We start from the raw sequence: 21,654 nt of genomic DNA on the forward strand, positions 1-21,654 counted from the left end.
GTACGGCTATCAGCGCTTGAGGTTGACGAGTTCCTGGAGGATCTCGTCCGAGGTGGTGATGATCCGGCTGTTCGCCTGGAAGCCGCGCTGGGCGATGACCAGGTTGGTGAACTCCTGCGCCAGGTCGACGTTCGACATCTCCAGCGCGCCGCTGGTGATGAGGCCGAGACCGGCCGAGCCGGCGGAGCCGACCTGGGCCAGGCCCGAGTTCACCGTGCTGCGGAACATCGAGTCGCCGATCTTCTCCAGGCCGTTGACGTTGTTGAAGTTCGCCAGGGCCAGCTGGCCGAGGGTCTGCTTCAGGCCGTTCGAGAACACGCCCACGATCTGCCCGGTGTTCGACACCGTGTACGAGCTCAGGACGCCCGCCGCCGAACCGTCCGACGCGCTCACCCGGGCCTCGGTGTTGCCGGCGTACGTGGTGAGGTCGTGAATGTCGATGTCCAGGCCGTTCATGGTGATCTTGCCGGTGTCCACCGCGCCGACCATGGTGCCCTGCGCCCTGCCGCCGGGGAACGGGATCGTCTGAGCCGGGACGGCCGGCACCACCTTCGGCATGCTGATCTGCCACTGCTCGACGCCCGCGATCGGAGCCGCCTTGGTGAGCACCACCTCGAGCGTGCCCGACTGCCCGTTGGCGTCGATCGTCGGGATCGGGATCGTCTTGGCGCTGGTGGCACCGACGGCGGCCTCGAATGAGAGGTTGCCGGTCAGGGTGAAGGACGTGGTGGCCACCGGCGCGAGGCTGATGCCGATCGGCAGCTTGATGTTGGCCGGCGCGCCGGCCGTGTTGACCTGGCCCTTCACGTCGGCGCTCCAGCCCTGCACGATCTGGCCGTTCGGCGTGGTCAGCGAGCCGTTGGCGTCGAACGTGAACGAGCCGGCGCGGGTGTAGATCGACTCACCGCCGCTCTTGGCGATGAAGAAGCCGTCGCCCTGGATCATCATGTCGCCGGACTTGCCGGTGGTCTGCGCGGCGCCCTGGCTGAAGTTGGCGTTGACGCTCGCGGTCCGTACGCCGAGGCCGACCTGCGCCGGGTTGGTACCACCGGACTGGTTCTGCGGCGCACCGGCGGCGTTGACCATCTGCGACAGGGTGTCCTGGAAGACGGTCTGGCTCGACTTGTAACCGGTGGTGTTGACGTTCGCGATGTTGTTGCCGGTCACGTCCATCATCTGCTGGTGCGCGCGCAGGCCGCTGATGCCGGAGAAAAGGGAACGCAGCATAGGTCAGTTGTCCTTCGTGGTAGCGGAATCGGAGGCGGTGTTCTCGGTAGCGGTCTGTCCGGTGCCGGCCGCGGGCTGCGCGACCGCCGTCTGCTGGACTTCCGTGACCTTTGACAGCTGCACATCCATGTTCCCGACCACGAGCGTCGGTTCGCTGTCTCCATTGAGCTTCGTCCGGGTGACGACGCCCGTCTGGCTGACGCCGTTGGCGTCCTGGTACGCGACCGTGCGGCCGACCAGCGCGCTCGCGCCGATCAACTGCTGGGCCTGCATCATGTCGGCGATCTGGCCGAGCTTCTCGACCTGGGTGAACTGGGCGGTCTGCGCCAGGAACTGGGTGGAGTCCGCCGGGTTCGAGGGGTCCTGGTACTTGAGCTGGGCCACCAGCAGCTTCATGAAGGTGTCCTGGTCGGCGACCGACTTGCTGCCCGCGTCGACCTTGGTCTTGTTGGTGTACATCGACGTCGAGCCGGCGCTCTTGTCGTCGTACGCGTTGCTCACGAAACCATTGATCGGGGAAGTCATACGATCGGTCCTCCTGAACCTTCGGTGGGTGACCCTCGCACTCAGGTTCGGCGGACTCGCGGAATCGCTTAGCCCCAATTTTCGAGGTTTCGGAGCTTAAGCCTGGACGTCCAAACGGCTGTTGTCGGCGGGACGGGAAGGGACCGGTGGGGCGGTCTCGGCCGGTTCGGCCGCCGAACCGTTTCCGGTCCGCCCGTCGCCGTTCCCCCCGTTGCCGTTCCCGCCGCCGTCGTTCATGAAGGCGAACTGCTGCCGTGCCTGGTCCTGGCCCGTGCTCTGCCGCAGATCCAGCGTGGTGTTGCCGAAACCGGACTGCTGCAACTCCCGGCGCAGATCGTCCATCGCGTCCCGCAGTGACTCGTGCCCGGCGTCGGTCGAGCTCGCCAGCTGCACGTTGATCTCGCCGTTGCGGATCTCCGCGATGATCTGCACCGGACCGAGGTCGACCGGGTGCAGGTTGATGGTGAGCCGGTGCACACCGTCGGCGTCCAGGCGCAGCGGCGTGATCCGGGTGGCGAGCTGCATCGCCACGGGCCCCGGCAGCGGGGGCGCCGCCGGCGGCGCGGCGTTGGCGACCGGAGCCGCCGGTGCGGCGGGTCCCACCGGTCCGGCCGGGGCGATGCCGGCGAGGGTCGCCGGTACGTCCTGGGTGGCCGTCGGGTTCTGGCTCGCAGGTGGAGCAAAAGCGCCGGTGCCGTCCTGGCCGCCGGTGTTTCCGCCCTGGCCACCCGTGCCGGCGTCGGCGGTGTCCCCGCCGGTCTGCGCGCCGGTGGTCGCGGCCTGATCGGTGGTGGCGGGACCTGAGTCGGTGCCGGCTGCCGGTGCATCGGTACGGTCGACCGTCGCCGTAGCGCCTGCTTCCGCAGCGCCAGTTGCGGGAGTGGCTGCGGCTGCTGCAGTTGCCTCCGTGGTCGGTGCGACCACTGTGGTGTCCGTGCTTGCGGCCACTGTGGTGTCCGTACTGGCCGGGGCTGCCGGGGCTGTTGCGACCGGTGCGCCGGGAGCCGGTGCCGCGGTCGCGGGGCTCGTTCCTTCCGCAGTCTGCGTGGGCTGCTGCGTCGGGGCAGGCGCTGACAAGGCGGGGCCCGTGCCGGCCGGGGCGCCGGCCGCCGGAGCGTCGGTGCCCGGCGCGGCGGCGGTCTGCCCGGCCGGGGTGGTCTGTGACGTCGCGGGCGGGAGCTGCCCCGGCGGTGCCTGCGTGGGCGCTGCGTCGGCCGCGGGGGCCAGTGCCTGTGCCGCGCCGTCCGTCGCGATCGGGATGCCGGGCGTCGCAGCGGCTGCCTGCGCCCCGGGCGCTACCTGCGGGGCACCCGTCGGCGGAACCGGTGCGGCGGGTGCTGCGGGTACGGCGGTGGTCGCCTTCGCCGCCCGGGCGACCTGGCCGGACGCCGCCGGGGTGGCGGTGTCGGGCGTTCCTGCTGCCGGTGTCGTGGGCGTCGTCGCGCCGGCGACGAGGAAGGAGGGGTTCACGGGTGTCGTGGGGGCCGCGGTGGGCGCCTCGCGCTCGTCCGGGACCGGGGTGGTTTCGGTCTCCTGCACCGATGCCGCGTCGTCCGATGAGGCCTGGCTGCTTTCCGGGCTCCGGGCCGCCGAGCGGGCCGGCCCGGGCTTGCGCACCTCGGGACGGCCGGTCTCCGGCCTCTTCCCCTCGGGGCGGGTGCTCTCCGGGCGGCTCTCGGGGCGGCTCTCGGGGCGGCTCGCCGGGGGCCGCTGGGCCGTCGTCCGGCGTGCGGCGGCCCTGGCCTGCGACAGGCGCTGCTGTTCGGCGAAACGGTCGCGGTTCTCCGCGGCGCGGTCACGGGTTTCCAGCGCCCGGTCGGAGCGTTCGCGGGTTCCGGCGGCACGGTTGTCCACGGCGCGCTCGCGTGCTGCCGACGCGCTGCGCGAACGCTCTTCGGGCGCGCGCTCGAGCTCGGCGGACAGGGCCGAGCCGAAGGCCTCGCCACCGTCGTCGGAGCCGGTGGTCGTACGGCGCCCGGCGTCGACCGCTGGTTTGCGGTCGGGACCGGTGACGGAGCTGGTCATGGGTGCCTCCTCGTCGCCGAGCCGCCTCAGCCGAGGCCGGCCAGGGCCTTCTGAACCTTCGGCACGTACGCCTGGGTCTCGGCGAACGGCGGGATGCCGCCGTACTTGTGCACGTTGCCGCCGCCCGCGTTGTACGCCGCGAGCGCCAGCGGCAGCGACTTGAACTCCTTCAGGTGGCTGGAGAGCAGCTTGGCGGCGCCGTTGATGGCCTGCTGCGGGTCGAACGAGTTGTGCACGCCGAGCCCGCGGGCAGTGGCCGGCATGAGCTGCATGAGCCCCTGCGCGCCCACCTTGCTGACCGCCTTCGGGTTGTAGCCGGACTCGACCTTGGCGACCGCGGCGAGCAGCTTCGGCGAGACGCCGTACTTGGCGCCGGCCTTCATGAACATGTCCGCGTACGGGACGCCCGCGAGCGACGAGCCGCTCTGCAGGCTGGCCGGGCGCACCGCGGCAGCCCCAGCGGTCCCGGCGGTCGCGCCGGTCGCAGCGGTGGCGTCGGCTGTGCCGACCACGCGCCGGATGTGCGTCGGGGTTTCGTACACCGACTGGATCTTGACGTGGTCGCCGGGCTTCGGCGCCGCGATCATCTTGTTGTTGCCGAGGTAGATGGCGACGTGGTCGACGGGTGAGTCGAAGGCGAGGATGTCACCCGGCTTGGCCTGGGCGAGGCTGTCCACCTTCGTGCCGGCCCGCGCCTGCTCCCCGGACGTCCGGGGCAGATCGATGCCGAGATCCTTGTACGCCCGCTGCACCAGCGCGGAGCAGTCGAGGCCCTTCGCCGGGTCGGTGCTGCCGAAGACGTACTTGGTGCCGAGGTACTTCTTGGCGGCGTCGACCACCGCCTGCCCCGTGACGCCCGAGGAGCTGGTGCCTGTGGCGTCGGCGAGGGCGCTGGCGAACGCTGTGCCGGAAGCGGCGGTGGTGGCAGGGGCGCCTCCCAGCTGCGTCTGCAGCTCGGAGATGCGGGACATAACACCCTGAACACCCATCATGCGCGGCTCCCGTGGTCGTCGTCGGCGTTGCTTTCGTCCTCGAGTTCGGCGGGTTCGGGGGAGCGCTTAGCGGCAAGCGACAACTGGGCGCGGGCGGCCTCGATGACCTGCCGGGCGTCCGCGAGCTCGATCAGCGGGCGCTGGGCGGCGACCGAGTTCGCGGTGTCCCGCGCGGCGTCCTCCCGCGCGGCGGCGGACCGGCGGCGGTCCGCGATCGTGCCGGCGCCGTGCCGCAGGGAGCTGGCCCGTTCCTCCATGGTCGCGTCGACGCCCCGGGCGGCGTTGCGGGCCTTCGACGTCACCGCGATCTCGTCCAGGGCCACCTGCTCCACGGCAAGGTCGTGCCGGCGTACGGTCTCCGCGTGCCGCTCGGCGAGCATCTCCACCGCCCGTCGGCGCCGCGCGGCGACGGCCAGGTCGGCCTCCTTGTCGCGGGTACGGTCCTCGGCGTCGACGACCATCCGGTGCGCGCCGGACAGGGTGGCGGCCATGGATTGCCGGGCGACCAGCGAAGCGACCATGGCCCGCGCGGTGCCCTCGGACGGCGCGTCCGCACCGGTCAGCTCGAGCTGCCGGCGTTTGACCATTGCCTGGGCATCCCGGATCTCCTGGCGGGACTGGTTCACCGCACCGCGAGCGGCATCCTCCTGAGCCTTGCGGGCGCGCAGCACGGGGCCGAGCCGGAACAGGCGATTCACGGGACCTCCCAAAAGAACTCTCACTGGTCCGGTCGGCCTGTCCGGAAGTCCGCTGAGCCCCTGCACCCGACCTGCACCCGGCAGGGCGCCATCGGCTCGGAGCGGCGGGACGCCGACACCCACGCGAAAGTCTTCAGATGCGCCTTATCAGAGCCACCAGCCTGGCTGATGCGCCACTTGGGAGATCGCTCCTCCGGCGCATCGCCGGCGTACTCCTGTCCTGGTGTCGCGATTCGTAGTCGCTCGCGGAGATGACAGATATTTGTGCGATATAGTCTTTTCCGAATCGACTCATCAGGTGTTCCGTTTGATCGACGAACCGTTGAAACTTCCGTCGACTGGCAGCTCTCGGTGCCGGAGGCCGACTCTCGGCAAGTGCCCAGCCGACGGCTTCCAAATCGAATCTCAACCTTTGGTACAAGCGCCATCGCTCACCGGGCTTGCGAAGCTCTATTGCTGCGGCGATTATGACGACCATGACGCTGATGAAGACCGCCAACCCTCCGATGGCCGGGTAATCGCCGATGAACGCGGACCCGGCGGACGCGGGAGGCGCAAGGGCCGCGAAGCAGACGAATGATCCCCGCAGCCAGTAGTACCACGCCTTGTTTCTCCTGGCGATCGCCTCTGCCTTGGCAGTTCGATCACCCCACCGAGTTCTTATGTATGCAACCTGCTCGGCCGCTGGGTACATTTCCTCCAGCGTGACGATGAGTTCTTCGTATCGTGCGCAGCGGCGGTACCCGACATCGTCCTTGCTGACGTCAATTCGTAGCCACCGGGAGGCACGGAAGAGGATAGGTAAGCGGATCCCCATCTCTCACCGCCAAGGTCGACTCTCGGTACCGGAACGATGCGCCCGCCGATCCTACCGCCGAAAGGTGGTCGTATCGCTTACTCCGGTGCTCTCGATTCCGCAGGTCCTCGCATCGTCGGGGCTCGTGAGCCCGGCGTTAAAGAAGTGACCTACGGCGACGGGAATGCTTTTCGTTGCCGAGGCGCCCGCTGTGTCACGCCGGCTATGCTGTGGCCGTACCTGAAAAGGTCAGGAACTCGCGATCAGCTCGCGCAGCTGCGCCCAAGCCTGATCCGCGGTGACCTGCTCATCCAGGCCCTGCCGCAGGAACGCGGTGATCTGCGGCCAGATCGCCGTCGCGCGGTCCGCATCCGGGTTCGTGCCCGGCACATAGGCGCCGATCTCGACCAGCTCGCGGATCTCGCGGTAAGCGGCCATCATGCGGCGCAGTTCGGTCGCGTCGCTGCGCTGCTCCGGGGTGGTGATCCTGTTGGCCACGCGGGAGATGGAGTCGAGGGATTGGATGCTCGGGAAGTGCCCGGCCGTGGCCAGCTTGCGGTCCAGGACGATGTGGCCGTCGAGGATCGAGCGGGCGGCGTCGGCGATCGGTTCGTTGTGGTCGTCGCCCTCTACCAGGACCGTGTAGAGGCCGGTGATGCTGCCGCGGGCGCCCGGGCCGGCTCGTTCCAGCAGCGATGCCAGCATGGCGAAGACCGACGGCGGGTAGCCGCGGGTGGCCGGGGGTTCGCCGACCGACAGGCCGACCTCGCGCTGGGCCATCGCCGCCCGGGTCACGCTGTCCATCAGCATCAGGACGTCCTGACCCTCGTCGCGGAAGTGTTCGGCGATGCGGGTCGCGACCAGCGGGGCCCGCAGCCGGACCAGGGGTGGGGTGTCCGAGGTGGCGATCACCACCACCGAGCGGGCCAGGCCCTCCGGTCCCAGGTCGTGCTCGATGAACTCGCGGACCTCGCGGCCGCGCTCGCCGACCAGGGCCACGACGTTCAGTTCCGCGGTGGTGCCCCGGGTGATCATCGACAGGAGGGTGCTCTTGCCGACGCCGGACCCGGCGAAGATGCCGATGCGCTGGCCGCGGCCGCACGGTACGAGGGTGTCGAGCACCCGTACGCCCAGCGGCATCGGCGCGTCGACGAGCTGGCGTTCCATCGCCGACGGCGGCGCCGCGTCGACGCTGACCAGGTCGCCTCGCAGCGGCGGGCCGCCGTCCATGGGGCGGCCCAGCCCGTCCAGGATCCGGCCGCGCAGGTCGGGGCCGACCGCGATGCGCAGCGGGCCACCGGTCGAGACCACCGGGCTGCCGGTGCCGAGGCCCGCGATGGGGCCCAGCGGCAGGCAGGAGAGGCGTTCGCCGTCGAGGGCGGCGACCTCCGCGAAAACCGTCTCGTCGCCCTCGCCGATCTGGAGCAGGTCGCCGACGCGGGCGTCCAGCCCGCTGACCGTGACCCGCAAGCCGACGGCGCCGGTCACCTTGCCGCGGGTGAGTGGCTGGGCGGCGGTGAGGGCGGCGTTGATGCGGTTGCGGAAGACGTCGGTCACCGGTGGGGACTCCTCACAGTCGCAGAGCTTCTCGCGCCCTGGCGACGGCAGCGGCGATGGACGCGTCCACCGTGGTCGTACCGGTCTCGGCCACGGCGTCGCCGGGGCGCAGGGCCGGGTTGGGGCGCAGGTGCACCGGCCGACCCTCGTAGTTGTAGTCGGCGTCGGTTGCCGTGCCGACCAGATTGCGGAAATCCTCGGGATGCAGGCTGACCACGATGTCGCCCTGGTCCGGGGCGGCGCTCATGGCGCGGCGCAGGGCGGCCTCGGCCCGGCCCTCCGGGTCGTCCATGGCCCGGCCGACGATCGCCTCGGCAAGTTCGAAGGCGTGTGCCAGCACGGCCTCCTGCAGCTCGTGCAGGGTGGGCATCAGCTGCGTCTCGAGGCCGGTGACCGCCCGGCCCAGCGCGTTGACCGCCTGCGCGAGCGCGGCGGCCCGGCGCTGCTCGTGCGCCTGCTCACGAGCCCGCGCCCGCTCCGCGGCCGCCTCGGCCTCCTGTGCGGCGGCCCGCTGGCCCTGTGCCCAGCCTTCGGCATAGCCGGCGGTACGGGCCTCCTGCTTCGCCCGTTCCACCGGGGCGCTGTCCATGGGTACGCCCCGGCGCAGGTCCACGCCGAAGGTGACGGCGGCGGCGGAATCGGCCACCGAGCCGCGCAGCACCGGCCCTTCCTCAGGAGACGAGCTCATCGGCCTCGCCACCACGCTGGATCTCGATCTGGCCGGAGTCCTCGAGCGAACGGATCACCGCAACGATCTTCTGCTGCGACTCCTCGACCATCTTGAGCTTGACCGGGCCCATGAGGTCCATCTCCTCGAGCAGGTTGTCCCGGCCGCGCTCGGACAGGTTGCCGGTCACCTTGTTCCGGACCTCGTCGTTGACGCCCTTGAGCGCGGTGGCGAGATCCGAGGGCTCGACCTGGCGCAGCACCAGCTGCACCGAGCGGTCGTCGAGCGTGACGATGTCCTCGAACATGAACATCCGCCGGCGGATCTCCTCGGCGATCTCCGGGCTACGCGCCTCCAGCGCCTCGAGGATGAGCCGCTCGGTGGTGCGGTCGGCGCGGTTGATGATGTCGACCAGCGGCCCGAGACCGCCGACCGTCGACAGCTCGTCGGGCTGGAGCACGGTGGACAGCTTGCGCTGCAGGGCCAGCTCGACCTGGCGGATCACGTCCGGCGAGGTGCGGTCCATGACCGCGATCCGGTGCGCCACGTCGGACTGCACCTCGGGCGCGAGCCCGGACAGGATCGAGGACGCCAGCGCCGACGGGATGTGCGCCAGCACCAGCGCGATCGTCTGCGGGTGCTCGTACTGCACGTACGACAGCAGCTGCCGGGGGTCGGCGTGGCTGAGAAAGTTGAACGGCATGTCGGTCATCGACGCCTGGAGCCGGTCGAGGATCAGCTGGGCCCGTTCCGTGCCGAGGGACGCCTCGAGCAGTTCTCGCGCGTACGCCATGCCGCCCGCCCCGGCGTGCTTGGTCGTCGCCATCGCGTAGAACTCGTCGATGACGTCGACCACCACGTCGGGTTCGAGCTTGCCGAGCCGGGCGATCTCCGCGGAGAGCTCCTCGACCTCGCCTTCCTTCATGTTCGCCAGCACCCGGGTCGAGTACTCCTTGCCCATCCGTACGAGCAGGATGGCGGCCTTGCGCAGGCCGGTCATCGACGTGGTGGACAGTGCTGGTGAGCTCAACGCGGTTCCTCCTTGAACCAGGGGATTCGTGCCTCGTCAGGTGCGGATCAGCGACCGGCGCCGAGCCAGCTGCGCAGCAGGACGGCCATCTCCTCGGGCTGGTCCTCGACCATCTGCTCGATCTCGCGCTGCCGTTCTTCGAGCGCCTCGTGGATCACGTTGGCGGCCTCGATGGCCGGCGACGGGATCGCGGCGTTCAGCTCGGCCAGGCGCTGCGCCTCCAGGGCGGCCTGCATGTCCTCGAGGTGCTTGAGCTCGGCCGGGGTCAACGCCTTGCGCTTGCGCTGCTTCCGGCTCCAGCGCCAGGCGAGGAAGATCAGGAAGAGCACCACCAGGGCCATCGCCGCGGTCTTGATCAGCGAGGTCTGCTTCACCGTCTGCTCCGAGGCGGCGGATGCGGCCAGGGCGTCCTTGGCGGCGGTGGCGGCGCTGGTGTCGAACGCCATGGCACTGACCGCGACGGTGTCGCCACGGGTCGGGTCGATGCCGGCCGCGGCGCTCACGAGCTGCTGCACGTCGGCCTGGTTGACCGCCCCGGCGGTGGTGGCGTCGAGCAGGACGGCGACGTTGAGCCGCTTGATGCCGCCCGGAGCGCTCTTGCGCGCCTCGGTGGTCTTGTTGACCGCGTTGTTGCGCACGGTGTTGCTGTTCTCGTACTGCCCGGTGCCCGTGGTGCCGCCGGCGTTCGGCGCCTGGATGTTGTCCGGGCCGAGTACGCCACCCGTACCGGTGCCGTTGCCGTTGTAGGCCTCGCGGCTGATGCTCTCCGACAGCGCGGCCACGTTCGGGTCCGAGGCGTACGTCTCGGTGGTGGTCGAGGTCTGGTCGAAGTCCAGCTCGGCGGTGGTGGTGACCACGGCGTGGCCGGGGCCGACGACCGCGTCGAGCATGTTCTGCAGCGAGGAGTTGAGGCGGTTCTGGAAGGAGACCGTCGCGGAGTCCGAGCCGCTGTCCCCGCCGGTGGCCACGGCCTGGCCGCCGCCGGCCGAGAGGATCTTGCCGTCGGCGCCGGCCACGGTGACGTTGGTCGGGTCGAGGCCCTCCACGCTCGAGGCGACCAGGTGCACGATGGCCTGCACGGTCTGCGTCGAGAGGGGCTTGCTGGGCGATGACTGCACCAGCACGGAGGCGGTGGTCTTGCTGGTGTCGTCGGCGAAGACGTCCTTCTGGGGGATGACGAGGTTGACGGTGGCCGCCTCGACGCCGTCGATCGACTTGATGGTGTTGGCCAGCTCGCCCTGCAGGGCCCGCTGGTAGTTCGTGTGCTGCATGAAGTCGCTGGTGGTGATCCCCTGCTGGTCCAGCAGGGCGTAGCCGGTGTCCGACTCGCCGGGCAGGCCCTCGCCGGACAGCTGCAGGCGCAGGTCGTACACCTGGTCCTGGGGCACCATGATCGTGGTGCCGCCGTTGGCCAGTTCGTACGGCGTGCTGGACTTCTGCAGCGACTCGACGATCGCGCTGGCGTCCTTGCTGGACAGGTTGCTGAACAGGGGGGAGTACGACGGCGTGGAGGCCCAGGTGGCGAAGAAGTAGCCACCGATCGCGAGGGCGATCACCGCAGCGATCGTGACGGCCTTCTGCCCCGCGGTGAAGGACTTGAAGGCGTCGCCGACCTTGCGTACGGGCGCGGGGAGACGGTCCGTCATGTTACGCCTGCATCCTCATGATCTCCTGGAACGCTTCCAGGGCCTTGTTCCGGATCGCCATGGTGAGCTGGAGGCCGAGCGCGGCCTCCGTCGACGCCATGGTGTATTGCGCCGGGTCCTGGAGCGTGCCGTTGGCCACCTGCACGGCCAGGTCGCTCGCCTTGGACTGGGACGCCTGAACGCTCTCCAGCCCCTTGGACAACATGCCGGCGAAGTCGGTGTTCGGTCCGCTGACCTGATCGGTGCCGGACGTGGCGGTGACCGGGGAGATCCCGGACACGCCACTGACGGCACCGAGCGCGCTGATCGGCGAGGTCATGATCAGCCCTTCCCGAGGCTGATCGCGGCCTGGTACGACTCCTTCGCCCGGTCGACCATCGCGAGGTTCGCCTGGTACGAGCGCTGAGCCATCATCATCTGGGCCATCTGACCGCCGAGGTCGATGTCCGGCCGGCGTACGTAGCCCTCGGTGTCGGCAAGCGGGTTGTCCGGCTCGTACGCGAGCTGACCCTCGGCGCTGCCGTAGGCGATGCCGGCGACCTGGACGCCGTTGCCGTCCTGCGCCTCCTGGGCCACGACGTAGCGGGCCTGGAAGGCCTTCTCGGACGTCCGGGAGACGTTGTCCATGTTGGCGATGTTGTCCGACACGGCGTCGAGCCACTTGCGGGAGACGGTGACGCCGGTGCTGGCCACGCCGATCGCGTTGAAGGTGCTCATCTGGGTCAGGCTCCCTTGATCGCGTCGCGGATGAGGCCGTACTTGGCGTCGAGAGCGCGGACGGTGAGCTGGTAGCGCATCGTGGTGTCGATGTGCGAGAGCGTCTCCTCGTCCAGGTTGACGTTGTTGCCGTTCAGGCGCGTCGGCTCCAGCGAGTTCTGCACGGTCGGCGAGACCATCGAGGGCGACTGGCCGTTCGCGACGGCGCTGCTCAGCGCCTCCTCGAACTTGACCTTACGAGCCGTGTAGCCGGGGGTCTCGATATTCGCGATGTTGTTGGCGATGGCGTTCTGCCGCGCGGACAGACCGGCAACTGCGACGCGGAGCGAGGACGATGCGACGTCATCGAACACGGCGGCGTTTCCTTCCCAGTGGTGCGAGGGCGCCGGTCCTTGGCTTCCTGGCCGAGCAGTCCTTTGCTCGTACCTTTCGCTTCGGCCCGTCCTCCGATCCGCTGAGGGTGGAACGGTTGCTGACCGGTTGCACGCAAAACCCGGCGCCCCTTCAGGGGGCACCGGGTTCCGGTGTTCGGTGGTGCTACTGGGTCACATGGCGCAGTCGATGTAGGTGGGAACCTGCTTGCCGGGAGTGCCGACCTCGACCCGCGAGGCGAACGCGCTTTGCCGGCGGTTGGCGGTGATCGCCATCGCCGCCGCCTTGGCCGCTTCGAGCTGCCGGGTCAGGATGAAGTCCGCGCGGGGCTTCAGGTCCAGCGGCAGCGGGCCGAGGCCCGCCGGTGGCTCCCAGGGCTTCGCGAGCGGCAGTTCCTGGGCGCGGTGTTCCTCCGAGATCATCCGCTCGACGGCCTCGACGTCCTCTTCCAGTTCGTCGAGCGCTTCGATCCAGGCTTGCCGCCACTGGTCGGCCATGGCGGATCAGCCCTCGGCCGCCGCGACGGTCATCGCCGCTTCCCGCCAGGTGTCGCGCAGCGGCTCCATCAGGGCGCGGACGGCGGTGACCTTGGCGGCGTCGCCCTGGACGTTCGCCGTGACGAGTTCCGTCTGCGCAAAGGTGTAGAGCGCGACCAGGTTCTTGGCGCCCTCCCAGGCATCCACGTTCAGCGTGACGTGCAGCTCCATCACGATGTCCTGGGCGTGCTTCAGGTGGGTGTTCGCCTCCGGCCGGTCGCCCGCGTTCAGCGCCTCCTCGCCTCGCGTGAGGTCCAGGATCAGTCGGTCGAACAGCATCAGGAGCAGCTTGGCCGGCGAGGCCGTGGCAGTGGCATCAGCGAGGTAGCGCTCGCGCATGGCGGGTGAAGGGGTGCTCATATGGTGCGCTCCGCTCAGCCAAGGCCGGCGAGCTGACCCGCCAGCCAGGTGGACTGCGACTTCATCTTGCCGAGCGCGACCTCGAGGCCGGAGAACTGCTTCTGCAGGGCCGTCCTGCGCAGATCCAGCCGTACGTCCCACTCGGTGACCTGGTCGTTCAGGCCGCTGATCGTGTTGGTGTTGCGCTCGATCAGGCTCTGCAGGATGCCCTGCTTCGCCTTGTTCGGCTGGGTCGGATCGGTGACCCCAACGCTGGCGGTCAGACCGATGGTCTCCAGCTTGCGGGCGAGTCCGGTCGACGTGTCGAAGCCCGGCTCGAACTTGCCGGCGGTGCCCCCGGCCTTGTCGGTGTACGAGTCGAAGTACTTCTCCGTCTTGGCCGGGTCGGCGTTGTAGGCGTCGAGGAACTTCTGCTTGTCGAACGTGAGCACGCCCTTGCGGTCGACCGAGACGCCGACCTCGTTGAAACTGGCGGTCATGCCGCCCGAGCCCAGCCCGGCGGCGCCCCCCGAGACGGCGCTCATGATGTCCTGGGCGATTCTGCGGACTTCGCTGTCCCCGACGAGCGCTCCGGCGGAGACGTTGCCCGTTTTGATCTTGCTCTGTGAGCTGATCTCGTTCAGGACCACGTTGGCATTGTCGACCAGGGCCTGCACCTTGGACGCGATGCCGTCGGCGTCGGCCGTCACGTTGATGGTGACGGGGGCGTCGGCGGGGGCCTGCGCCTGGGCGGCGGTGACGGTCACACCCGGCAGCACGTCGGCGAAGGTGTTCGTCGACGACGTGATCGAGTACGGATTCGTGCTGCCGACGGTGAGCTTGGCGTCGTCGCCCGTGACCGTGATTGTGGCGGCGCCGCCCAGGTTCAGCCCCGTCGGCGCTTTCGCCGCGGTGACCTTGGTGGCGCCCGTCGCGCCGCTGTCCTTCGCGGTGAGCTGCAGCGTGAACTTACCCGGGCCGATCTGCACGGCTGCGGCCTTGTAGTCGAGGTTGGCCTCGCCGTTGATGGCGGAAACGACCGAGTTGAGCGACGTGTCCGTCGGCGTCAGGGTTTTTGTCGTGCCGTCCTTGAGCGTGACGTCGAACGTGGCGCCGGAGACGGCAGGCGATCCGGTGGCGTCGCTGGCCGAGGTGATCGACCCGCCGGTGAAGGTCAGCACCTGCGTCGACGCGAGTTTGTCGACGTGGAAGCTGAGCGAGCCGGGCGATGCCCCCGCTTTGGCCGAGACCACGGCCGCGGAGGAGCTGGAGGTGGCCTTCATGGCGCCCCACGCGTCGGAGCTACCCAGGGCCTGCGCCGCGGACACCAGGCTGGACATCCGGCTGTTCACGCTCTGGTACGCGGATACGACCTTGTTCGCGGTGGAGATCTTGGTCTTCAGCGCGGCCTGCGGGGCAGCCTCGACCTGCATGAGCTGGTTGATGGTGTCCGTGGTGCTCATACCGGTGATGAGGCCGTCGACACTAGCCATGACCTGTGATCCCTCCGTCGGTGGGGCTGGTACGGGACGGGCGGTCGGCGATGACGCCGACCGCCCGTCTATTCGGTTGTCCGTGCGTTTGACTGAGCGATTTCCGCGGTGGTGGTCCCCGCTACGACGAGAGGATCACCACGTTGGATCAGCGCAGGAGGGAGAGAACGCCCTGCTGCGACTGGTTGGCCTGCGACAGCATCGCGGTGCCGGCCTGGGTCAGGATCTGCGACCGGGTGTAGGACATCATTTCCTGAGCCATGTCCGTGTCACGGATCCGGCTCTCCGACGACGACAGGTTCTCGATGGCGACGTTGGCGTTGTTGATGGTGTGCTCGAACCGGTTCTGGTAGGCACCGAGCTTCGCGCGGGCCGTGGAGACCGTCTGGATCGCCGTGTCGATCTTGCCGATGGCGGCCTGGGCGGCGGTGGAGTCCGTGAAGTTCAGACCGACCGTCTGGCTGGTGGCCAGTGCGACGCCGGTACCGACGGCAGCGTTGCCGGCACCACCGGTGCCACCCTGGACAACCGAGGTGCCAGGGGTGGGCCCGGCGACCTTGGCGGTCACCACCAGGTTGTTGCTGGCCTTGTCGACCGACGCCCCGAACTTGGCGGCGAACGCCGAGTTGGAGTTGAGAGCGTCGGCCACGTCGCCGACGGTCTTGTAGGTGTTGGCAGCGCCCAGGGTGACCGTCACGTCGTTGGTGGCGTCGCCGGAAACACCGAAGGTCATGGCGCCGGTGACGGCCGTGGGCGTGGCGATGGCGAACTTCGCGGAGCTGTTGCCGAGACCGGCGGAGAGGCTCGAGACGTTGATCGACTGCAGGTCGACACCGATCTGGCTGTTGGAGGTGCCGTCCGCGCCCACCTGGAACTTCAGGTTGGCGCTGCCGTCGAGCAGCTTGGTGCCGTTGAAGTTCGTCGTCTGGCCGATACGGTCCAGCTCGTCGCGGAGGCTGGAGACCTCCGTGGCGATGTTGTCCCGCGCGTCCTTGTTGTTGGAGTCGTTGCCCGCCTGCACGCCCAGGTCACGCATGCGCTGGAGAACCGAGTGCACCTCGTTCAGGGCACCCTCAGCGGTCTGCACGACCGAGACGCCGTCCTGCGCGTTACGGGTGGCGACCTTGAGGCCACCGACCTGGCTGCGCAGGCCCTCGCTGATCGCCAGGCCCGCGGCGTCGTCGCCGGCCCGGTTGATCCGGAAGCCCGACGACAGCTTCTCGAGCTGCTTCGACATCTGGTTGTCGGAGACCGAGAGGCTGCGGTAGGCGTTCTGGGCAGCGATGTTCTGGTTGATACGAAGACCCATTTGAAATTCCTCCTTGAGTGGGGTCTCTGGCCGGCCCATCCGTGAGCCGATTGCTTACGCCATCAGTGATCGACCGGGTCCCTCCGGCCTTGAGGATTATTTGAGATTTCTTCACGGTGCGTCCGGCGAACGCGGAAACCGGGCCGCACCGGTTCGCAACCAAAGCCGCTCCAAGTCCTCAGAGACCCTCATCGGTTGCCGACGTGACGGATGAAGCGGGAGCAAGGCCCGCGAGTGAAGACGGAGGAGCCGGTGAGCCTGACCGACCTGTCCAGCGTCCTGTGGCGCTCACGGGAGCTGCTGGAACTGCTGCTGTTCAAGCTGGAGGAGGAGCAGCTCCTGCTCGCCTCGAACCGGTCGCGCTGGCTCGCGCACGCCACCCGTGAGGTGGAAGTGGTCCTGGATCAGATCCGGCAGACCGAGGTGGCCCGGGCCGCGTACGCGCAGGCGGTCGCCCAGGAACTGGGGCTGAACGTGGAGGCCTCGCTCGGCGAGCTCGCGGACGCCGCGCCGGCGCCCTGGTCCGAGCTGCTGCACCAGCACCGCAAGGCATTCCTCACCCTGACCTCCGAGATCAGCGCCATGGCGGAGACGAACCGGGACCTGCTCACCGCGGGTCAGCGCGCGGCTCGCGAAACCATGCTCGTGTTCGCCGGAAGCGTGGAAACGTATGGCCGGCAGGGCCAAACCGTCACGGGCGGCGTGCGCCGCCCCAGCCTGGTGGATGAGGCGATCTGATGGGTAGCAGCTTCGGCGGTATCAACACCGCCCTCACCTCTCTCTACGCGCAACGGCGCGGCCTGGACGTGACCGGGCAGAACATCGCCAACGCGAACACCGAGGGATACACCCGGCAGCGCGTCAACATGAACTCCCAGGTCGGCTCCCTGTCCGCGGCCATGTACGCCAGGACCGACGGCCTCGGCACCGGCGTCGCGGTGACCGACGTCCAGCGCCTGCGCGACGAATACCTGGAGAACCGGGGCCGCGCCGAGCACGGGACGGACGCCTACCTCAAGGCGCAGAGCTCCTCGTACGTGGCGATCGAGGACACCTTCGGCGAGCCGGGCGACACCGCCCTCGCCGCCCAGCTGCGCGACATGTGGGGCAGCTGGAGCGACGTGGCGAACAATCCGCAGCTCGAGGCCCCGCGATCCGCCCTGATTCAGCAGAGTTCCACGGTCGCCGACCAGCTCAACGCCTCCCACGAGGCGCTGGCGCGGCAGTGGAAGCTGAACGAGAGCCAGATGAACGCGTACGTCGACGAGATCAACGGTACGGCGAAGTCGATCGCCCAGCTCAACGACAGCATCGTCAAGGCCAACGCCACGGGGCTGACCGTGAACGAGCTCGAGGACCAGCGAGACGTGCTGGCCATGCGGCTGGCCGAACTCACCGGCGCCAACGCGGCCAAGCGTGACAACGGCAGCATGGACGTCTTCATCAACGGCCAGAACCTGGTCACCGGCACAAATGTGCGCGAGGTGGAGTTCGTCGGCGCGGACAGGCTCGAGGATCAGGGTGCTGATCCGGTGCAGCTTCAGTGGCATGACATCCAGAAGCCGATCCAGGCCGGCGGCAAGGTCGGCGCGGCCGTCGACACCATGACGTACGTCATCCCGGACCTGTCGAAGGATCTCGACTCCGTCGCCAAGAACCTGGTCGACTCGGTGAACATCAAGCACCGCGCCGGTTACAGCACCGACGGGACCACGGGCCTCGACTTCTTCGGCGGTACGACCGCCGCGGACATCAAAGTCCTCGTCAAGAGCCCGGCCAAGGTGGCGATGTCGGCGACGGCCGGGACGATGGACAACTCGGTCGCCGACAAGATCGCCGACATCGGCGACACGGCGGGCGGTCCGGACCGCGAATACCAGGGCATCATCGGGCGGCTCGGCGTCGACTCGCAGGGCTCCGCCCGCCGCGCCGAGATCCAGTCCGTGGTGACCGAGCAGGTCGACGCCGCCCGCGAGGGCGAGTCCGGGGTCAACCTCGACGAGGAGATGACCAACCTGCTCACGTACCAGCGCGGGTACGAGGCCGCGTCCCGGGTTCTGACCACGATCGATTCGATGCTCGACCAGCTCATCAACCGTACCGGTCTGGTCGGAAGGTAAGGGGTAGTCAATGATTGGCGGCGGCAGAGTCACCGAGGGCAGTATCCACACCCGGGTACTGGCCAACCTTCAGCGCAATCTCGCCAAGGGCGCTCAGATCCAGGATCAGCTGTCGAGCGGCAAGCAGATCAACCGGCCGTCGGACTCGCCGGCCGGCACAGTGTCGGCCCTGCAGTTGCGCGCCGAGGCTCGCACCAGCGAGCAGTACAGCCGGAACGCCGACGACGGCCTTGGTTGGCTGGGCACGCTCGAGGACACCTTGAGCAGCGCGTCCACCCTGGTCAACCGGGCCCGGGACCTCACCGTCCAGGGCCTCAACACGAGTACGAACGGAACGCAGGCGAACGAGGCGCTGGCCCTGGAGATCGACCAGGCTCGCGAGGCCTTGGTCGGATACGCGAACACCCGATACCTCGATCGCCCCGTCTTCGGTGGCAACACAGCCGATCCTGAGGCGTACGACCGGACCACTGGCGCATACACCGGCAACACCTACGACCCGAACAACGTTGCCACCACGAGCGTGTCTCGCACCGTCGGCAGCGGCGTCAAGGTGCGGGTCGACATGACGGGACCAGAGGCGTTCGGTGACGACACCACGGGACTCTTCAAGGTGCTGTCGAACATCTCGGCGAGTATCCGCGCCGGGGACAACACCAAACTGCAGTCCGACCTGCAGGACCTCGACAAGTCCGGGAACAAACTGAAATCGGCCATTTCGGAGATCGGATCTCGATATAATCGGATTACGCAGATGAAGGAGTCCGCACAGGACCGGTTGTTGTCCGTGACGACGCAGCTCTCCGACATCGAGGATATCGATCTGCCGAAGACCATTATGGACATGCAACTTCAGCAGACGTCGTACCAGGCCGCCTTGGCCGCCGGGGCCAAGGTGATCCAGCCCTCGCTCATCGATTTCCTGAGGTGACCATGAGTACTAGCATCGCGTCCCGACCGATTGGGGCAACCATGTCCGACACCGAGCTGGACATGCCGATCATCGACATGGCCGTGCCTATGCCCGGTTTCCCGGCGCATCGGCAGTTCGTGCTGGTCCGCCTGAACGAAGACGGTCTTCTCTTCGCCTTCACGTCCATTCAGGACCCGGATCTGCGGTTCCTGGTGGCCCCACCCGAGCCGTTCTTCCCGGACTACGCGCCGGAGATCGAGAACGAGACTCTGGCGGCCCTGAACACCAAGGACCCGGACCGGCTGCTGGTCATGGTCGTCATCACCGCCGGCGTCGAAGAGACGACCGCGAACCTGTTCGCCCCGATCATCGTGGACCGCGACTCCAAGCGCGCCATGCAGGTCATTCTCAACGGCAGCAACATGCCGGTCCGCGCGGTCATGCGCAAGGCTTTCTGACGCTCCACGGGCCTCGGCCCGGGCGTGCAATGTCCTGTCCACGGATGGAGAAGGGGCAGCCACGATGCTGGTGCTGACCAGGAAGGCCGGCGAAAGTGTGATCATCGGCGATGACGTCGTCGTGACCGTCCTCGAGGCGCGCGGCGACGTCATTCGCATCGGTATCAAGGCTCCGCGCGACGTGCAGGTGCACCGCGAGGAGGTCTACAACGAGCTGAAGGCCGCCAACCGCGAAGCGGCGTCTCCCGATGAGGAGGCGGTGCAGGCCGTCACCGACATGCTGCGCCCGGCCTCCAATCCGGACTGAGCCGGCTTGTCACGAACACACAAGGCCGACTCTCCGCAGAGAGTCGGCCTTCGGTGCGTTCGGGTCAGCCGATGGTCAGGCCGCGGGCCTTCATGAAGGCGATCGGGCTGATCGCGTTCTCCCGCGTCGCCGGTACGCTCGCATGCACCTCGAAGTGCAGGTGCGGCCCGGACGACGAGCCGGACGTGCCGACGTACCCGAGAATCGAGCCGCGGGCGACGGTCTGGCCGACGGTCACCGACGGGCGGCGGACCATGTGGCAGTAGCGGGTGACGACGTTGCCGGGGTGCTGCACCTCGGCGTACCAGCCGCAGCCGCTGATGGTGCGGTTGCCGTCCACGTCGCAGCTGCCTCGGGAGACGTTGCAGACCACGCGGATAACCGTGCCGGCGCTGGCCGCGCGGATGGGAGTGTTGCGGGCGGCGCCCAGGTCGACGCCGTCGTGGGCGGGGCGCTGGACGGTGCGGAAGCCGCTCACCAGGCCCGCTGTCACCGGAAGCATCCAGGCGCCGGAAACGGCGGGGAGCGACGTCGTGGCGGTGCACTTCGGGATGTCGGTGACGGCCCGCTGCACGTACGCGTCGGAGATGTAGGTGTTGTCCGTCAGGCGGTCCCAGTAGCCGGTGTTCGTCACCGTGCCGCTGATGAACTGGCCGGCGGTCCGGCAGACGATCGAGACGGTCGTGCCGTTGGGCACCGTACCGGTCTTCGGGCTGCTCGCGGACGGGCCGCTGCGCGCGTTGAGTGCGGTGCCGCCGGTGACCACCTGGCCGGTGGCGGCGATATTCGAAGGGGCTGCGACGGCCGGTGCGCCGGCGATCGCGGTGCCGGCAAGGGTTCCGGCGGTGAGCAGGGCGAAAGTATGTCGGCGCTTCATGGGTTCCCTTCTGGAGGCGTACAGGCACAGGCTGCCGAGTGGCGGATGCCGCGAGCGGTGCACGGGAAGTGCAGAACGGTTGCGGGCAGAACACGCAGAGGCCGTACCTGTCATCGTGGCCTTTGCAGGGGTTTCCCGGCTGGGAAACCGCGCACCCGGAATGCACCTGGTGCGGCCCCGGTCCACAACACCGCGGCCGCAGAGTTTCTCCCAGGACGAGAGGAGCTCGTCCGGTTGACCTCGTCGGGAGACATCGTGGGTGCAGAACGCGAATCGGTCATGGACGGCACCATCCTCGCCGCCCCCGCGGCCGCCCTCGATCTGCGTGCCGACGCGCATGTACACACCGGTTTCGCGGCCGGGCGGGACAGCATCGGGGTGGTCGTCTCCGCCGCCGACCGCGCCGGGCTCGCCGCGCTGACCTTCGCCGACCAGGTCGGCCCCGACACGACGTGGCTGTCGGCGTACGCCGACGCGGTGCGCCGGGCGCGGCAGCGTACGGAGCTCACCCTGCGCGTCGCGGCCGAGGTCGAGGTCGTCCAGCAGGACGGCTGGCTCGCGTGGCCCGCGGACCTGGGGCACCTCGAGGCGGTCTCGGTCGCCGTGTCCCGGCTGCCGCTCGCCGACGGCCCGACCGGTGCCCGTGAGGTCCGTGCCATGCTGGCCGCCGGCCTGCTCGTCCCCGACCAGGTGGCCGAGATCGTCGTGACCGCCACGATCAAGGGCCTTGAGCGTGCCTCGCGATACGCGCCCACGCAGCTTGCCCGCCCGCTGAGCCTGCTCGGCCAGGTCGGCATCGACGACGCCGCGGTCACGCCGGAGATCCTCTGCGCGCTCTCCTCGGCCTGCCGGGGCACCGGTACGGTCGTCGAGATCAGTGAGGCCTGGCGCAGCCCGTCGCCTCGTGTGGTCGCCATGCTCCGTGAGGCCGACGTGGCGCTCGTGGCCGCGAGTGACGCCCGGTACGCCGCCGAGGTCGGCAACTGGCAGTACCTGCGCCGGGTCTGACCCGAAAACCAGACGCGAGGTGTAATCGTCTACGTACTCTCT

24 protein-coding genes are annotated in these 21,654 nt (G+C 68.9%); 6 read left to right on the forward strand and 18 right to left on the reverse strand.

Translation table 11 applies throughout. The features are described from left to right. Positions 1-9: 9 nt before the first annotated feature. From AB0368_RS21310 to AB0368_RS21390, 17 genes are all read right to left on the reverse strand, one after another. A complete protein-coding gene (locus AB0368_RS21310; RefSeq protein WP_366155648.1) occupies positions 10-1,227 on the reverse strand; it encodes a flagellar hook protein FlgE in 1,218 nt (405 codons plus the stop codon). A 3-nt stretch (positions 1,228-1,230) separates the two neighbouring features. After that, a complete protein-coding gene (locus AB0368_RS21315; protein WP_366155649.1) occupies positions 1,231-1,752 on the reverse strand; it encodes a flagellar hook capping FlgD N-terminal domain-containing protein in 522 nt (173 codons plus the stop codon). Between the two features lie 96 nt (positions 1,753-1,848). After that, positions 1,849-3,777, reverse strand: coding sequence for a flagellar hook-length control protein FliK (locus AB0368_RS21320; RefSeq protein WP_366155650.1), 1,929 nt, complete (start codon positions 3,775-3,777; stop codon positions 1,849-1,851). A gap of 26 nt (positions 3,778-3,803) precedes the next feature. Then, positions 3,804-4,748 carry a transglycosylase SLT domain-containing protein gene (locus AB0368_RS21325; RefSeq protein WP_366155651.1) on the reverse strand — a complete coding sequence of 315 codons (945 nt, stop codon included), beginning with the start codon at positions 4,746-4,748 and terminating at the stop codon, positions 3,804-3,806. A 17-nt stretch (positions 4,749-4,765) separates the two neighbouring features. Beyond that, entirely contained in the window at positions 4,766-5,467 is a 702-nt protein-coding gene (locus AB0368_RS21330; RefSeq protein ID WP_366155652.1) for a hypothetical protein, read from the reverse strand. Positions 5,468-5,600: 133 nt separating this feature from the next. Further along, complete coding sequence (locus AB0368_RS21335) at positions 5,601-6,284, reverse strand: DUF4231 domain-containing protein (RefSeq protein WP_366155653.1); 684 nt, start codon at positions 6,282-6,284, stop codon at positions 5,601-5,603. Between the two features lie 228 nt (positions 6,285-6,512). Further along, positions 6,513-7,820 carry a FliI/YscN family ATPase gene (locus AB0368_RS21340; protein ID WP_366155654.1) on the reverse strand — a complete coding sequence of 436 codons (1,308 nt, stop codon included), beginning with the start codon at positions 7,818-7,820 and terminating at the stop codon, positions 6,513-6,515. Positions 7,821-7,833: 13 nt separating this feature from the next. Next, entirely contained in the window at positions 7,834-8,508 is a 675-nt protein-coding gene (locus AB0368_RS21345; RefSeq protein WP_366155655.1) for a FliH/SctL family protein, read from the reverse strand. Continuing rightward, positions 8,492-9,517, reverse strand: coding sequence for a flagellar motor switch protein FliG (gene fliG, locus AB0368_RS21350; RefSeq protein ID WP_366155656.1), 1,026 nt, complete (start codon positions 9,515-9,517; stop codon positions 8,492-8,494). The genes AB0368_RS21345 and fliG overlap by 17 nt, the downstream gene beginning before the upstream one ends. Before the next feature lie 47 nt (positions 9,518-9,564). Then, a complete protein-coding gene (fliF, locus tag AB0368_RS21355) occupies positions 9,565-11,163 on the reverse strand; it encodes a flagellar basal-body MS-ring/collar protein FliF (RefSeq protein ID WP_366155657.1) in 1,599 nt (532 codons plus the stop codon). A gap of 1 nt (position 11,164) precedes the next feature. Beyond that, on the reverse strand, positions 11,165-11,482 hold the full coding sequence (locus tag AB0368_RS21360) for a flagellar hook-basal body complex protein FliE (RefSeq protein WP_366155658.1): 318 nt from the start codon (positions 11,480-11,482) through the stop codon (positions 11,165-11,167). Positions 11,483-11,484: 2 nt separating this feature from the next. After that, positions 11,485-11,880: a flagellar basal body rod C-terminal domain-containing protein gene (locus tag AB0368_RS21365; protein WP_366155659.1), complete on the reverse strand. Its 396-nt coding sequence runs from the start codon at positions 11,878-11,880 to the stop codon at positions 11,485-11,487. Between the two features lie 5 nt (positions 11,881-11,885). Beyond that, the gene (locus tag AB0368_RS21370; protein ID WP_366155660.1) at positions 11,886-12,233 is read right to left on the reverse strand and encodes a flagellar basal body protein; all 348 of its coding nucleotides are present in this window, start codon (positions 12,231-12,233) and stop codon (positions 11,886-11,888) included. 192 nt (positions 12,234-12,425) lie between these two features. After that, positions 12,426-12,749: a hypothetical protein gene (locus tag AB0368_RS21375; RefSeq protein ID WP_366155661.1), complete on the reverse strand. Its 324-nt coding sequence runs from the start codon at positions 12,747-12,749 to the stop codon at positions 12,426-12,428. Positions 12,750-12,755: 6 nt separating this feature from the next. Beyond that, on the reverse strand, positions 12,756-13,148 hold the full coding sequence (fliS, locus tag AB0368_RS21380) for a flagellar export chaperone FliS (RefSeq protein ID WP_366155662.1): 393 nt from the start codon (positions 13,146-13,148) through the stop codon (positions 12,756-12,758). Between the two features lie 14 nt (positions 13,149-13,162). Beyond that, complete coding sequence (gene fliD / locus AB0368_RS21385; protein ID WP_366155663.1) at positions 13,163-14,620, reverse strand: flagellar filament capping protein FliD; 1,458 nt, start codon at positions 14,618-14,620, stop codon at positions 13,163-13,165. A gap of 148 nt (positions 14,621-14,768) precedes the next feature. Beyond that, positions 14,769-15,929, reverse strand: coding sequence for a flagellin (locus AB0368_RS21390; RefSeq protein ID WP_366155664.1), 1,161 nt, complete (start codon positions 15,927-15,929; stop codon positions 14,769-14,771). Between the two features lie 252 nt (positions 15,930-16,181). Between AB0368_RS21390 and flgN the strand changes: the two genes are divergently transcribed. The 5 genes from flgN to csrA all read left to right on the forward strand — a co-directional run bounded on the left by flgN (position 16,182) and on the right by csrA (position 19,727). Then, the gene (gene flgN, locus AB0368_RS21395; RefSeq protein WP_366155665.1) at positions 16,182-16,667 is read left to right on the forward strand and encodes a flagellar export chaperone FlgN; all 486 of its coding nucleotides are present in this window, start codon (positions 16,182-16,184) and stop codon (positions 16,665-16,667) included. Further along, the gene (gene flgK, locus AB0368_RS21400; protein WP_366155666.1) at positions 16,667-18,049 is read left to right on the forward strand and encodes a flagellar hook-associated protein FlgK; all 1,383 of its coding nucleotides are present in this window, start codon (positions 16,667-16,669) and stop codon (positions 18,047-18,049) included. Before flgN ends, flgK begins: the two co-directional genes overlap by 1 nt. A 10-nt stretch (positions 18,050-18,059) precedes the next feature. After that, positions 18,060-18,980: a flagellin gene (locus AB0368_RS21405; RefSeq protein ID WP_366155667.1), complete on the forward strand. Its 921-nt coding sequence runs from the start codon at positions 18,060-18,062 to the stop codon at positions 18,978-18,980. Between the two features lie 41 nt (positions 18,981-19,021). Next, entirely contained in the window at positions 19,022-19,420 is a 399-nt protein-coding gene (locus AB0368_RS21410; RefSeq protein ID WP_366155668.1) for a flagellar assembly protein FliW, read from the forward strand. Between the two features lie 64 nt (positions 19,421-19,484). Then, the gene (csrA, locus tag AB0368_RS21415; protein ID WP_366155669.1) at positions 19,485-19,727 is read left to right on the forward strand and encodes a carbon storage regulator CsrA; all 243 of its coding nucleotides are present in this window, start codon (positions 19,485-19,487) and stop codon (positions 19,725-19,727) included. A 64-nt stretch (positions 19,728-19,791) separates the two neighbouring features. On the opposite strand, the gene AB0368_RS21420 is transcribed toward csrA, so the two are convergent. After that, positions 19,792-20,604, reverse strand: coding sequence for a peptidoglycan DD-metalloendopeptidase family protein (locus AB0368_RS21420; protein WP_366155670.1), 813 nt, complete (start codon positions 20,602-20,604; stop codon positions 19,792-19,794). A gap of 255 nt (positions 20,605-20,859) precedes the next feature. On the opposite strand from AB0368_RS21420, the gene AB0368_RS21425 reads away from it, so the two are divergent. After that, positions 20,860-21,612: a hydrolase gene (locus tag AB0368_RS21425; RefSeq protein WP_366155671.1), complete on the forward strand. Its 753-nt coding sequence runs from the start codon at positions 20,860-20,862 to the stop codon at positions 21,610-21,612. The last annotated feature ends 42 nt before the right edge of the window (positions 21,613-21,654 follow it).

Origin of the sequence: Actinoplanes sp. NPDC051475 (assembly GCF_040689425.1) — a bacterium.
GTDB lineage: Bacteria > Actinomycetota > Actinomycetes > Mycobacteriales > Micromonosporaceae > Actinoplanes.

What these genes read in the sequence shown, in the direction of transcription:
- AB0368_RS21315 (WP_366155649.1), bottom strand. Translation starts at nt 1,752, where the DNA reads ATGACTTCCCCGATCAATGGTTTCGTGAGCAACGCGTACGACGACAAG.
- AB0368_RS21410 (WP_366155668.1), top strand. Translation starts at nt 19,022, where the DNA reads ATGTCCGACACCGAGCTGGACATGCCGATCATCGACATGGCCGTGCCT.
- AB0368_RS21310 (WP_366155648.1), bottom strand. Translation starts at nt 1,227, where the DNA reads ATGCTGCGTTCCCTTTTCTCCGGCATCAGCGGCCTGCGCGCGCACCAG.
- fliD (WP_366155663.1), bottom strand. Translation starts at nt 14,620, where the DNA reads ATGGCTAGTGTCGACGGCCTCATCACCGGTATGAGCACCACGGACACC.
- AB0368_RS21375 (WP_366155661.1), bottom strand. Translation starts at nt 12,749, where the DNA reads ATGGCCGACCAGTGGCGGCAAGCCTGGATCGAAGCGCTCGACGAACTG.
- AB0368_RS21320 (WP_366155650.1), bottom strand. Translation starts at nt 3,777, where the DNA reads ATGACCAGCTCCGTCACCGGTCCCGACCGCAAACCAGCGGTCGACGCC.
- AB0368_RS21335 (WP_366155653.1), bottom strand. Translation starts at nt 6,284, where the DNA reads ATGGGGATCCGCTTACCTATCCTCTTCCGTGCCTCCCGGTGGCTACGA.
- flgK (WP_366155666.1), top strand. Translation starts at nt 16,667, where the DNA reads ATGGGTAGCAGCTTCGGCGGTATCAACACCGCCCTCACCTCTCTCTAC.
- fliS (WP_366155662.1), bottom strand. Translation starts at nt 13,148, where the DNA reads ATGAGCACCCCTTCACCCGCCATGCGCGAGCGCTACCTCGCTGATGCC.
- AB0368_RS21405 (WP_366155667.1), top strand. Translation starts at nt 18,060, where the DNA reads ATGATTGGCGGCGGCAGAGTCACCGAGGGCAGTATCCACACCCGGGTA.
- fliF (WP_366155657.1), bottom strand. Translation starts at nt 11,163, where the DNA reads ATGACGGACCGTCTCCCCGCGCCCGTACGCAAGGTCGGCGACGCCTTC.
- csrA (WP_366155669.1), top strand. Translation starts at nt 19,485, where the DNA reads ATGCTGGTGCTGACCAGGAAGGCCGGCGAAAGTGTGATCATCGGCGAT.
- AB0368_RS21360 (WP_366155658.1), bottom strand. Translation starts at nt 11,482, where the DNA reads ATGACCTCGCCGATCAGCGCGCTCGGTGCCGTCAGTGGCGTGTCCGGG.
- AB0368_RS21390 (WP_366155664.1), bottom strand. Translation starts at nt 15,929, where the DNA reads ATGGGTCTTCGTATCAACCAGAACATCGCTGCCCAGAACGCCTACCGC.
- AB0368_RS21345 (WP_366155655.1), bottom strand. Translation starts at nt 8,508, where the DNA reads ATGAGCTCGTCTCCTGAGGAAGGGCCGGTGCTGCGCGGCTCGGTGGCC.
- AB0368_RS21420 (WP_366155670.1), bottom strand. Translation starts at nt 20,604, where the DNA reads ATGAAGCGCCGACATACTTTCGCCCTGCTCACCGCCGGAACCCTTGCC.
- AB0368_RS21325 (WP_366155651.1), bottom strand. Translation starts at nt 4,748, where the DNA reads ATGTCCCGCATCTCCGAGCTGCAGACGCAGCTGGGAGGCGCCCCTGCC.
- AB0368_RS21365 (WP_366155659.1), bottom strand. Translation starts at nt 11,880, where the DNA reads ATGAGCACCTTCAACGCGATCGGCGTGGCCAGCACCGGCGTCACCGTC.